General features: G+C 65.3%; 13 protein-coding genes. 7 read left to right on the top strand and 6 right to left on the bottom strand.

Features of this window, described 5'->3' with window-relative positions; all coding sequences use genetic code 11:
* Nucleotides 1-104: 104 nt before the first annotated feature.
* Nucleotides 105-515 (top strand): NUDIX domain-containing protein, encoded by a 411-nt coding sequence (locus tag AB0366_RS06145; RefSeq protein ID WP_366243109.1) that lies wholly within the window; start codon nt 105-107, stop codon nt 513-515.
* A gap of 63 nt (nt 516-578) precedes the next feature.
* Nucleotides 579-1,331 carry an isocitrate lyase/phosphoenolpyruvate mutase family protein gene (locus AB0366_RS06140; protein WP_366243108.1) on the top strand — a complete coding sequence of 251 codons (753 nt, stop codon included), beginning with the start codon at nt 579-581 and terminating at the stop codon, nt 1,329-1,331.
* A gap of 53 nt (nt 1,332-1,384) precedes the next feature.
* Here AB0366_RS06140 and AB0366_RS06135 read toward each other — a convergent pair whose 3' ends face one another.
* The 6 genes from AB0366_RS06135 to AB0366_RS06110 form a co-directional block, all read right to left on the bottom strand.
* Nucleotides 1,385-3,562 carry an AAA family ATPase gene (locus AB0366_RS06135; RefSeq protein WP_366243107.1) on the bottom strand — a complete coding sequence of 726 codons (2,178 nt, stop codon included), beginning with the start codon at nt 3,560-3,562 and terminating at the stop codon, nt 1,385-1,387.
* A 59-nt stretch (nt 3,563-3,621) separates the two neighbouring features.
* The gene (locus AB0366_RS06130; RefSeq protein ID WP_121872255.1) at nt 3,622-4,476 is read right to left on the bottom strand and encodes a phosphatidylcholine/phosphatidylserine synthase; all 855 of its coding nucleotides are present in this window, start codon (nt 4,474-4,476) and stop codon (nt 3,622-3,624) included.
* 8 nt (nt 4,477-4,484) lie between these two features.
* On the bottom strand, nt 4,485-5,201 hold the full coding sequence (locus AB0366_RS06125) for a phosphatidylserine decarboxylase (protein WP_366243106.1): 717 nt from the start codon (nt 5,199-5,201) through the stop codon (nt 4,485-4,487).
* Nucleotides 5,202-5,335: 134 nt separating this feature from the next.
* Nucleotides 5,336-5,602: a GlsB/YeaQ/YmgE family stress response membrane protein gene (locus AB0366_RS06120; protein ID WP_128646930.1), complete on the bottom strand. Its 267-nt coding sequence runs from the start codon at nt 5,600-5,602 to the stop codon at nt 5,336-5,338.
* 88 nt (nt 5,603-5,690) lie between these two features.
* Nucleotides 5,691-6,155 (bottom strand): SRPBCC family protein, encoded by a 465-nt coding sequence (locus AB0366_RS06115; RefSeq protein ID WP_128646929.1) that lies wholly within the window; start codon nt 6,153-6,155, stop codon nt 5,691-5,693.
* Between the two features lie 127 nt (nt 6,156-6,282).
* Nucleotides 6,283-7,080, bottom strand: coding sequence for a DUF1206 domain-containing protein (locus tag AB0366_RS06110; protein WP_366243105.1), 798 nt, complete (start codon nt 7,078-7,080; stop codon nt 6,283-6,285).
* 424 nt (nt 7,081-7,504) lie between these two features.
* Between AB0366_RS06110 and AB0366_RS06105 the strand changes: the two genes are divergently transcribed.
* From AB0366_RS06105 to AB0366_RS06085, 5 genes are read left to right on the top strand one after another with little or no spacing between them, the layout of a single operon-like run.
* Nucleotides 7,505-9,160, top strand: a complete 1,656-nt coding sequence (locus tag AB0366_RS06105) for an FAD-dependent oxidoreductase (RefSeq protein WP_366243104.1) — start codon at nt 7,505-7,507, stop codon at nt 9,158-9,160.
* Nucleotides 9,157-10,602 (top strand): ATP-binding protein, encoded by a 1,446-nt coding sequence (locus AB0366_RS06100; protein WP_366243103.1) that lies wholly within the window; start codon nt 9,157-9,159, stop codon nt 10,600-10,602. The genes AB0366_RS06105 and AB0366_RS06100 overlap by 4 nt, the downstream gene beginning before the upstream one ends.
* A complete protein-coding gene (locus tag AB0366_RS06095; protein ID WP_366243102.1) occupies nt 10,599-10,943 on the top strand; it encodes a UBP-type zinc finger domain-containing protein in 345 nt (114 codons plus the stop codon). Before AB0366_RS06100 ends, AB0366_RS06095 begins: the two co-directional genes overlap by 4 nt.
* A complete protein-coding gene (locus AB0366_RS06090) occupies nt 10,940-11,359 on the top strand; it encodes a DUF1801 domain-containing protein (RefSeq protein ID WP_366243101.1) in 420 nt (139 codons plus the stop codon). The genes AB0366_RS06095 and AB0366_RS06090 overlap by 4 nt, the downstream gene beginning before the upstream one ends.
* Nucleotides 11,356-12,033 (top strand): GPP34 family phosphoprotein, encoded by a 678-nt coding sequence (locus AB0366_RS06085; RefSeq protein WP_128644818.1) that lies wholly within the window; start codon nt 11,356-11,358, stop codon nt 12,031-12,033. Before AB0366_RS06090 ends, AB0366_RS06085 begins: the two co-directional genes overlap by 4 nt.
* Nucleotides 12,034-12,042 lie beyond the last annotated feature (9 nt).

Genomic DNA, 12,042 nt, shown 5'->3' with positions numbered 1-12,042 from the left:
GCGGTACAAATCGGTGAGAGTGGAGCCTGCGGAATGAGCCGGGGCGGTGAGAGTGGAGCCTGCGGAATGAGCCGGATCGCGCGCTCGAGTCGAGGGGAGTGTCGGTGAGCAAGCCGGAGCTGATTCGGACCGCCGGGCTGGCGTACGTCCGGGATCGCCGAATGATCCAGACGCGATCGGCCGGCAAGTCTGCGTTCTACATGGCGGGCGGGAAGATCGACCCCGGCGAGACCCCCGAGCAAGCACTTCATCGTGAGATCAGGGAAGAGCTCGATGCGGCGGTGACGGATGCCCGGCTGCTCGGGGTGTTCGAGTGCGAGGCATGGGGGCACCCTGCTGGCACGCCGCTCGAGATCACGTGTTTCCTCGCCGATCTGGCCAGTGAGCCGACGCCGACCAGCGAAATCGCCGAGATCAGGTATTTCACCCGTGACGAGTACGCGGCGATGCCCGACGTCGCTCCGGGATCACTGATGGTGTTCGACCGGATGAGAGCACTCGATTTGATCGACTGAAGCGGGTATGTTGGGGAACCGAGAGAACGTACGTTCTCCACCGGCCACCGTTGAGGAGTCCCCATGACGAACCTGTCCCAGAAAGCCACCACCCTGCTCGAGCTGCACCAGCCCGGAAACCCGGTCGTACTGCCGACCGTGTGGGACGCCTGGTCCGCCAACCTGGCCGTGTCCGCAGGCTTCACCGCGCTGACCGTCGGAAGTCACCCCGTCGCCGACTCCATCGGCAAGCCCGACAACGAAGGCATGACCTTCGACGAACTGCTCACCCGCATCTCACAGATCTCCGCAGCCGTCGACGTGCCGCTGTCGGTCGACATCGAAGCCGGGTACGGCGAGGATCCGAAGCGACTGATCGACGGCCTCATCTCCGTCGGAGCCGTCGGCCTCAACATCGAGGACACCGTGCACAGCGAAGGCGGACGTCTCCGCGAAGCACAGGAACACGCCGACTTCGTCGGAGCACTGCGTTCAGCGTCCGACGCCACCGACGTCCACGTCGTCATCAACGCCCGCACCGACCTGTTCGTCAAGGCGATCGGTGACGAGAGCGACCGCGTCGAGCGCGCCATCGCACGCCTGAAGCTGTGCGCGGCAGCCGGAGCCGACTCGCTCTACCCCGTCGGATTCCACAACGACGCCGACTACAAGCGCCTCGCCGAGGAACTCCCACTGCCCATCAACGCCATCGCCAACCCGGCAGAAGGCGACCTGAAGCACTTCGCGTCACTCGGTGTCGGACGCATCAGCTTCGGCCCGATCTTCCAGATGACACTCGCCAAGCGCGCCGAGGAAGTCCTCGCCCGCTGGAAGTGAGAGCGGCTTCGCCGCAGGTGAGCAGAACTTCGTAGCCTGCTACGAGTTTCCGCTCACGACCCGTAGGCCCGCAGATGCGCCACCTGCTCGGGATCGAGTGACGGCTTCACCGTCGCCCGAGCGGCGGCGACATCGGCGGCGGTGACGTCGGCTGCATCCATCGACCGACGCATCGCCGTCAACGCGGCCTCACGCAGCAACGCCGCGCAGTCGGCCGCGGAGTAGCCGTCGAGATCGCGCGCCAGCGACTCCAGATCCACGTCCTCGGCGAGCGGGATGGATTTGCCCGACGCCTTCAGGATGTCCACGCGGGCATCGGAATCCGGCGGCGGCACGAACACCAGGCGCTCGAGGCGGCCGGGGCGCAACAGCGCGGGATCGATCAGATCGGGTCGGTTGGTTGCCCCGAGTACGACGACGTCGCGCAACGGTTCGACGCCGTCGAGTTCGGTCAGCAGCGCCGCGACGACCCGATCGCCGACGCCGGAGTCCGAACTCTGCCCGCGTCGGGGCACGAGCGCATCCACTTCGTCGAGGAAGATCAGCGAGGGAGCGGAATCTCGGGCGCGCTGAAAGAGTTCTCGGACAGCCTTTTCCGAGGAGCCGACCCACTTGTCCATCAATTCCGCGCCCTTGACCGAGTGCACGCTGAGCTGCCCGGAACTGGCCAGTGCCCGTACGAGGAACGTCTTTCCGCAGCCGGGTGGACCGTAGAGCAGGACTCCTCGCGGTGGCTCGATTCCCAAGCGCGCAAACGAATCCGGGTGACGGAGCGGCCATAGTACTGCCTCGGTGAGCGCCTGTTTGGTCTCCACCATGTCGCCGACGTCGTCGAGCGTGAGACTGCCGATGGCCAGTTCTTCGCTACCCGAACGCGACAGTGGGCGGATCACCTGGAGAGCGCCCACCAGATCGTCCTGCGTCAACGAGGCCGCGGCCGAATCGTTCGATGCGCGAGCCGCCGCCCGCAGTGCCGCCTCCCGCGTCAGTGCGGCCAGATCCGCGACCACGAAACCCGGTGTCCGTGCGGCTATCTCAGCGAGATCGACGTCGCCCTGCGGAACCTTGCGCAGCAGATGCTCCAGCAATCCCTTGCGGCCTGCCGCGTCGGGCAGGGTGAGGGTGAGCTCACGATCGCACAGGTCCTGACCGCGCACTCTGGGATCGGTTGCCTCCGGATGAGCTGTCGTCGCGATCAGGGCCAGACCGGGAGTGTCGACGGCCCGGCGCAAGACATCGAGGACGAACGTGGACGCCGGTTCGGGGACGGAGGGCAGCAACGCGTCGACATCGGTGATCAGCAGAACCCCGGAGCCGGCGAGTTCGTCCACGGCCGCGGTGACCCGGTCTACCCGAGCCGATGCCTCGAGCGCACCGATCGACGGTCCGTCCAGCACGACGCATGCGCGTTCGCCGATGACCGCGCGCGCCAACGTCGCCTTGCCCACCCCGCCGGGTCCGGTGATCAACACCCCCAGATGCGGCGACGCGCCCAGCGTCGCCAACAACTCCGACTCGTCCAACGCCAGCCGCAGCCACTCGGAGAGTTTCGACTGCTGGGCGCTCACTCCCACCAGATCGGCCACGCTCACCGCCGGTGCCGCGGTCTTCGGCGCGGGACTCGACGCGGCCGACGGCTGTGCACCGGTGACGGTGCCGGAGCCCCACCCGACCGCCGAATTGGGCTGCACACTCACCGGCCCACCCGACGGGTCGACGGCCGAGACCGTCAACAGCTCGGTGGTCCACGCAACCCCGAATGTCCTCGACAGCGCCTGCGTCGCCGATGTGGTCGATGTCCCGGGTCCGAGATCTCGGGGGAGGAGTGAGACCGTGTCGCCCACCGTCAGCACCTTGCCGAGCAACGCTTGGCGCAGGGTGGCGTCGGAGATGGAACCGGTGGCGAGCGCGGATCCTGTCACCGTGACAGTTCTGGCACCGTAGACGGTGGCGGGTCCGACTGCGACAGAGGCATTTTCGCGAAGGCCGGTGTTGGAGAGAGTGACGTCGTCCAGTAATGCGGTGCCCTGCGGCGATCCCTCGGGCGCCGCGGCGACGACGGCGGCCGTGCGACGAGAACCGATGAGCGACACAGCATCCCACTCCCGCAGGCCCAGAGCCGCGAGAACTTCCGGATGCAGGCGCACGACCCCGCGTCGGGCATCGGCGGCCGAGGTGTTGAGGCGGGCGGTGAGCACGAGCTCAGGCGTCGTCGAGCGAGATTCGGTCACACGGTCCAACCTACTGGGGTCATTCCGCAGGCTCCACTCCCGATACCAGCGGCGACCTGCTAACTACGAGGCCGGCGCAGTCCCAGACGAGCCTGCGACCGGCGATTGTTGCCCGGTGCGCGTCGGATGGCCCGACGCTCGGCGCGGCGCTCGGCCGGCTTGGCGTCCCAGGTGTACGGGCGCGCGGCAGTCCAACGCTGCGAGCGCACCGCGAACGGGATGTGCACCAGGTAGGCCAGCACCAAGCCCATCAGCAGTATCAGCGGGAAGGTGATGAGCGCGGCGGCGAGCAGCGCGACGAGCACCAGCAGGATCGCGGCCAGCCGCGGCGGCACCGAGACCGTCTTGAGCGCCAACGTGGGGATGCGGCTGACGATCAGACCGGCGGTGACGATCGCCCATCCGGCGACGACGTAGAACGACGCCCACCAGCCGTCGCCGAATTGCTCGAAGCCCGCGATCGGTGCCATGGCGATGAGCGCTCCGGCGGGGGCGGGAACACCGGTGAAGTACTCGCGCGCGTAGGCAGGCGTGTCGTCCACGTCGAGCAGAGTGTTGAAGCGCGCGAGCCGGAGCACGATGCTCACGGCGTAGACCAGCGCCACGATCCAGCCGCCGCTGCTGCCCTCGAGCAGAGTCACGTACAGCACCAGCGCCGGGGCCACACCGAACGAGATGGCGTCGGACAGCGAATCCAGTTCGGCACCGATCTTGCTGGTGGCGTCGAGCAATCGGGCGATGCGACCGTCCAATGCGTCGAGGATCGCCGCGGCACCGATCATGGCGAGCGCTGTGCCGAGCTGGCCGTCGAGGGCGAATTTGACCGCGGACAGGCCGGAGCAGAGCGCGAGAATCGTGACGACGGACGGGAGCAGACGGATGGCAGCAGGCGGCTTGGCGCGTCTGGTGATCATGTCGGTTTCTACTGCGGAAGCTCGGCGAGCACTGTCTCGGCGCCGACTGCGCGTTGGCCGCGTTCGACCAGCAGGGTGGTGCCCGCGGGGAAGTAGGTGTCCACGCGCGAGCCGAATCGGATCAGGCCGTACGTGTCGCCGATCGAGAGGGAGTCGCCCACCTTGGCGTTGTTGATGATGCGTCGCGCAATGAGGCCGGCGATCTGCACGACTGCCACATCCTGACCGGAGTCGGTCCTGATGTGCATGCTGTTGCGTTCGTTGACCTCGCTGGCCTCGGCCAGGTCCGCGGACTTGAACTGGCCGCGGCGGTGCACGACCTCGATGACGCGACCGGCAACGGGAACGCGCTGCACGTGCACGTCGAGAACCGAGAGAAAGATGCTCACGCGCGGAACCGGCTGCGAGCCCAGATCGAGCTCGGCGGGCGGGACGGCGGTGTCGACGAGCGTGACCAAGCCGTCGGCGGGCGCGACGACGACGCCGGGGCGATTCGGCGGTACTCGTGACGGGTGGCGGAAGAAGGTTGCGCAGGCTCCAGCGGCGACGAGACCGGCGTTTCGGACCCACTTGGAGCGGCGGCCGAGAACTGCGACGGCGAGCGGACCGCCGACGAACGGCAGGCCTGCGGGGTGTAGCGGTGGAACCGTTTCACGAACCAAGTCGACGATGTGAGCCACTCCGGTGCGGGGCGGTTGACCAATCGGGGCGGGACGGCGTGCCACGGTCTCCTCTAACTTTTCGTCGGACAGGTGCTGGCAGGTCGTTGTGCTGCACGCAATCGAGGCGTGGACGCACGACTGCCGAGGCCCTCACAGCGTACGTGAGGTGCCCCGGCAGTCAGGAGGCGCAAGTGCGATCAGACGCGGCTGCGTCCTGTCACGAGCTTGACCAGGAACAGCAAGATGCATGCGCCGAGAAGGCAGGTGATGAAGCTGAAGATGATTCCGCCACCCTCGACATCGAGGAAGGTGCTGAGCAGGAAACCGCCCAGGAGGCCGCCGATGATGCCGACGACGATGTTCAGGATGATGCCCATCTGAGCATCCGTCTTCATGATCTTGCTACCGATCCAACCGGCCAATCCGCCGATGATGATCCAGCCTATAAATCCGAGTCCCAACATAGGGTGCCCCCACTTTCCGTTCGTGTCTATTGCTTGTCGAAACGACGGATGCCCGTGGGAAACGAACCTGAAACATTCCTGAGAAAAGTTATTTCTTGCTCGACTTCTCGCTCTCGGTCTTGATACGACGCAGAGTCTTGTTCATGCCGTCGATCAACTCGACGTCGAATTCGTCGGTACCACCGAGGATGCGTTGCACCAGAAACGACGACACCGCCGACGTGCCCGTCGGCGCTTCCCGCTTCTCGACCACGGTCGTTCCGGTCGCGGTCGGAGTGAGGGTGTAGGACCAGATCGTCTTGTTCTCGACGACGCGGAACGCGAGTTCACGGTTGGGTTCGAAGGTGACGACCTTGGAGGTGGTCGGCCAGACGAGCATTCCCTTGCGATTGACGTTGAGCGTCTTGGTGCCCTTGCCGACCGGGCCGCCGAAGACCTTCATCTTCTTGCACTGCGGGCTCCACTCACCCATGCGCTGCAGATCCGAGACGATCGACCAGACGGTCTCGGGGCTCGCGGCGATGTCGATCGTGGCTTCGAGAGTCTTGCTCAACGTGGGCCTCCAGGTAGTGAGGTAAATGCAACTGACTGTCACACTCAATCGTGCGCATCCTATGTGTCGACGGCCACAGCTGGCTACGCAGGTGAGCAGTAATTCGTAGCAGGGGTCGAACTTTCGCTCACATGCGAGCGAAGCGAGCCAAGACGAAGGCATAGAGCCCGTAGAGCGCGATGCCCACTCCGGCGAGGATGAGCAGAACCTGTCCGTAGGGCTGCGAGCCGAGGGTCTTGAGCGCGCCGTCGATGCCGGTGGCCTTCGACGGATCGGATTGCAGAACTGCCACCACGACGAGGAGTCCGGCCCCGACGAGGGCGGTGCCCTTGGCGGCGTATCCGGCGATGCCGAGTTTGACGACGGCCCCGCTCTGGTGCCCTTCGAGATCGTCGAGGAAGTTCTTCGAAACGCCCTTGTAGACGTGGTAACCGCCGACGCCGATGACGACCAGCGCGACGGCGATGAGCACAAGCTTGCCGCCGCCCGATTCCATCAGTCGCGCGGACCAGCCGGCGTTCTGCTGTCCGCTGGACTTGCCCGAGCCGGTAGCGAAGCCGTAGGTCGAGAAGGCGAACGCAATGTAGACGACGGCCAGTGCTGCCGCTTTGAGACGGTCCATCGCACTACCGGCGTCGGCGTCGGACTTCTTGCCGACGATCGCTTCGACGATCCGCCACAGCGCCAGCGCCACGAAAGCGACCACTGCTACCCAGAGCGCGATCTTTCCGCCGGGCTTCTCGGCCAATTCGGCGAGTGCACCGGACTGGTCGGCGTTGCCTGCCTGGCCGAACGCCAACCGAACCGCGATGTATCCGATGAGGATGTGCAGCACTCCGCTGACGAAGTGGCCGGCACGCGCCGCCTTCTCGAATGCGCTGTTGTCCTGTACCGAATCGGCCACCGACTTACCCGACGTGTTCACTATCGTTCCCCGATCAGTAGATTTGGGCAGCTGTTTACCCCGACCGGGGGCGGAGGAAACTGTCTCGAGCTGCGAAACGCCGCACGAGATCCCACCGCGGCGTTAACACCGGGCGGACACTGATCGATGTAGCAAGCGGAGTGTCGGGACCAACGAAGAAATTGTTCGGAGTGATCCACCGTGAAATTACAGTCGATAATACGTCGTACCAGCAGTGATCTGCCCCTGTTGAAGACCGCCAGGATGAGTGGCAGCCCGCGTACCTGGCCGGCCGAGAAGCTCGAGCGGCTGCTCACCCCGCAGGAAATCGATCTGATTCGACGCGGCCGAATCTGACCCTGCTGGTGCCAGGTCTGCTTGCCTCCCATTCGGGGCGACGCGGTGGCATGCTCATGAGGTTGACGAGCATCAGTCCTGGAGGGTCATGAAACCGGTCATTCTCAGCGTCGACGACGATCCCGGTGTGTCGAGATCGGTCGCCCGCGATCTGCGTCGTCGCTACGGGGAGCAGTACCGCATCGTGCGCGCGGAGTCCGGTGCCGGGGCGCTCGACGCCCTGAAGGAACTCGCGCTGCGCGGCACCCCGGTCGCCATTCTGTTGGCCGACTACCGCATGCCGCAGATGAGCGGCATGGAATTTCTCGAGCAGGCCATGGACATCTTTCCGACGGCCCGTCGCATTCTTCTGACCGCGTACGCGGACACCGACGCTGCGATCGACGCGATCAACGTCATCGATCTCGACTACTACCTGCTCAAGCCGTGGGATCCGCCCGAGGAAAAGCTCTACCCCGTGCTCGACGCCCAGCTCGAGGCCTGGTGTGCGTACGACCACCGAGCAGTCGAGGACACCAAGATCATCGGCCATCGTTGGTCTGCGCGCTCGTCGGAGATCCGCGAGTTCCTCGCTCGCAATCAGCTGCCGTATCGCTGGTACATGTCCGACGAGTCCGAGGGTGCGCGGCTGCTGGCCGCCGCAGGCGTGGACGGTGGCCGCTTGCCGGTGGTCATCACCACCGAGGGCGATGCGTTGATCGAACCGTCGGATGCCGAGCTGGGCAATCGGCTCGGGTTGACGGTGTCGCCGTCGGAGGAGTTCTACGACCTGGTCGTCATCGGCGGCGGACCGGCGGGGCTCGGAGCTGCGCTCTACGGTGCGTCGGAGGGCCTGCGGACCACCCTGATCGAGAGGACCGCAACCGGCGGCCAAGCCGGTCAGAGTTCGCGAATCGAGAACTACCTGGGCTTTCCCGACGGTGTCTCGGGTGCGCAGCTCGCCGAGCGGGCACGGCGGCAGGCGTTGAAGTTCGGGGCCGAGGTGGTCACCACCCAGGACGTCGTGGGCCTGGAAACCAACGGTGCCGCGCGAACCGTGCGGTTCGCGGACGGCCGCAGCATCAGTGCGCAGACGATCATCCTGTCCACCGGTGTCGCCTATCGCCGGCTGGACGCACCCGGGGTCGACGACTTCACCGGCCGAGGCGTGTTCTACGGATCGGCGATGACCGAGGCGGCGCGGTGCGCCGAGCAGGACGTGTACATCGTGGGCGGCGCGAACTCGGCGGGTCAGGCGGCGGTGTACCTCTCGCGCGGGGCCAAGTCGGTGACCATTCTGATCAGGGCCTCTTCCCTCGAAGCGTCGATGTCGTACTACCTCATCAAACAGATCGAAGATAATCCGAAGATCAGCGTTCGGCCCTGCACCGAGGTCGTGGGAGTGTCGGGCGATGGCCACCTCGAGTCGATCATGCTGCGCAACAGAGCAACCGACGAGACGACGACAGTCGACGCGCAGTATCTGTTTCTGTTCATCGGTGCGGCGCCGCGCACCGAGTGGCTCGATGGGGTGCTCGTGCGGGACGACCATGGATTCGTGGTCACCGGGCCGGATCTCGTCGTCGATGGGCGTGGGCCTGCCGGGTGGACGCCCGCCCGCCTCCCGCATCACCTCGAGACGAGCGTGCCCGGCGTGTTCGCAGCCGGTGACGTGCGATCCGACTCGGCCAAACGCGTCGCGTCGGCAGTGGGAGAGGGAGCAATGGCCGTGATGTTGGTGCACAGATATCTGGCGAACCCGTGAATACCCCCGCGTGTGATCCGGAGGAGTTGCGGACGCTGTTTCTGTTCGAGCATCTCACCGACTCGCAGCTGGCGGAGCTGTGTCGGGACGGACGTATCGAAACGATCGAACCGGGTCCGGTGTATGCCGAGGGTGATCCGGCGACGTGCTTCTACGTGCTGATGGACGGAGCCGTGGTGCTCTCGAAGCTCTCGGGCGGGGAGGACCTGGTGGTCAACCGGACCTCGCAGCGCGGGGTGTACGCGGGTGCGTGGCAGGCGTACCTGGGTGATCGGGTGCCGCAGACGTACCAGGGTTCGATGCGGGTGACCGAGCGCTCCCGGTTCTTCGTGCTCGACGCCGAGTGCTTCGCGTCCATCGTGCGGGAGTGGTTCCCGATGGCGCTGCACCTGCTCGAGGGTCTGTTCTTCGGCAATCAGAACACCAAGCAGATAGTGGAGCAGCGAGAACGGCTGTTGGCGTTGGGTTCTCTGTCGGCCGGGTTGACGCACGAGCTGAACAATCCGGCGGCGGCTGCGGTGCGGGCGACGTCGGCGCTGCGGAATCGGGTGGCGCACATGCGGCAGAAGTTGGCGATGATCGCCGGCGGCACTCTCGATCGCGGCAGCATGGCGCATCTGGTGGGATTGCAGAACGAGGCCGTGGAGCTGGTGGCCAAGGCTCCGAAGCTGACCGCGATGGAAGCGTCGGACCGCGAGGACGAACTCGGAGAGTGGTTCGAGGACAAGGGCATCGGTGACGGTTGGGATCTGGCTCCGACGTTCGTCTCGGCCGGTCTCGATGTGCCGTGGCTCGACAAGGTATCCGCCACAGTCGACGATCCGACGATGCTCGAGGGTGCGATCCGGTGGCTCAACTACACCGTCGAAACCGAGTTGTTGATGAACGAGATAGCGGATTCGACCACTCGCATCTCCACGCTCGTCGGTGCCGCGAAACAGTATTCGCAGATGGATCGTGCGCCGTATCGAACGGTGGATGTGCGCGAGCTGCTCGACAGCACCCTGATCATGTTGGGCCGCAAGATCGGTGACGACATCCGTGTGGTGAAGGATTACGACCCCGCGGTGCCGCCCATCCCGGCCTACGCCGCCGAACTCAACCAGGTGTGGACGAACCTGATCGACAATGCTGTGCAGGCGATGGCGGCGACCCCCGAGGAGAAGGGGGTGCTGACGGTGCGGACATCGTTGGACGAGGATCAGGTTCAGATCGAGATCTGCGATACCGGACCCGGTGTGCCGCAGGAGATTCGGTCGCGCATCTTCGAGCCGTTCTTCACCACCAAGCCGGTCGGCGAAGGGACCGGTCTCGGCCTGGACATCTCGTGGCGCATCGTGGTGAACAAGCACCAGGGTGATCTGCGAGTGATGTCCGAACCCGGAGACACGCGATTCATCGTGCGACTGCCCGTCGACCCGGCGATAGAGGAGGCATCATGACCATCGAAGGCATCGACCCCAAGGTTCCGCCGTCGGGCCCGGGGTGTGTGGAATGCACTCGCACGCAGGGCTGGTGGGTGCACCTGCGTCGGTGCGCGCAGTGCGGTCACATCGGGTGTTGTGACTCCTCGCCGTCGCAGCACGCCAGCAAACACGCCGAGTCCACCCGGCACCAGTTCGTGCGCAGCTACGAGCCCGGCGAGGAATGGTTCTACAACTATGCCGACGAGCAGATGTACGACGGTCCGGAATTGGCTCCACCGCAACATCATCCACTCGATCAGACGGTTCCCGGTCCGCGTGAGCGGGTGCCGTCGAACTGGCAGGCCCTGATCAATTGAACGAGAACCTGACGCGACCGACCGACGTATCGGCCGAGGATTTCCTGGCCGCCGTGCAGCATCCGGTTCGGCGTGCGGACGGGCTTGTGCTCGCCGAGATGATGGGTCGCGTGACCGGGCAGCCGGCAGTGATGTGGGGGCCGACGATGGTGGGCTTCGGTGCCTACCGGTACACGACGGGCAGTGGCCGTCGGGGCGAGTATTTCGTCGTCGGGTTCTCCCCGCGCAAGGCGAATCTGTCGGTGTACGGGGCTACTTACGCCCCGGAATCGGACTCTTTGCTCGAACAGCTGGGTAAGCACAAGCGAGGAGCAGGTTGCCTGTACGTGAACAAACTTGCCGATGTGGACAAAGCGATTCTCGAGCAACTGGTGGCTCACAACTACCCGTACATCCTGGGTAACCTCGCGTCATGACCTTGATCGCGGAGGACCTCCTGTTGTTGTTGCTCGACGACGACTCGGGCAAGCCGCTGGCCGACAGCACGAAGTTGCCGCGCGTGCTGGCCGGTGCGCTCGTGGTCGAACTCGCATTGAGCGGGTCGTTGCGCATCACCGGCCCAGGTGAGCAGATCAAGAAGGATCATGTGGTCGTCGCAGGAGAACTGCCTGCGGAACCTGTGCTGCGTCGAGTCTTCGATCTCGTCGCGTCGGCGTCGCGGCCGATGAAGCCACAGAAGGTGATCGAGAAGTCGCAGAAGAATCTGTCGAAGGAGCTGGTTGCGCGGCTGGTGGCTCAGGGCTTCGTCACGGAGAAGAAGGACAAGGTGTGGGGGCTGTTCCCGACGACGACCTGGCCTGCGCGTGAGACCTCGCACGAGAAGGTGTTGCGAGATTCCTTACGCAGCGCGCTCGTCGACGGTACGACGCCGTCGCCCCACACGGCTGCGTTGATCTCGTTGATTTCGGCGGTGGACCTGACGCACAAGGTGATCGTGGACGCGGACAAGAAGCAGCTCAAGCACCGCGCGAAGCAGATCGCCGAGGGAGAGTGGGCAGGCGCGGCGGTGCGCAAGGCCGTCTCGGATGTGAACGCTGCGGTGATGGCCGCGGTAATGGTGCCCGTCATCGTGTCGACCACGAGTAGCTGAAGGCCAGGA

It is taken from the genome of Rhodococcus sp. NPDC076796 (genome assembly GCF_040702765.1).
Lineage (GTDB): Bacteria > Actinomycetota > Actinomycetes > Mycobacteriales > Mycobacteriaceae > Rhodococcoides.
This window is presented reverse-complemented; position numbering and strand designations above follow the sequence as displayed.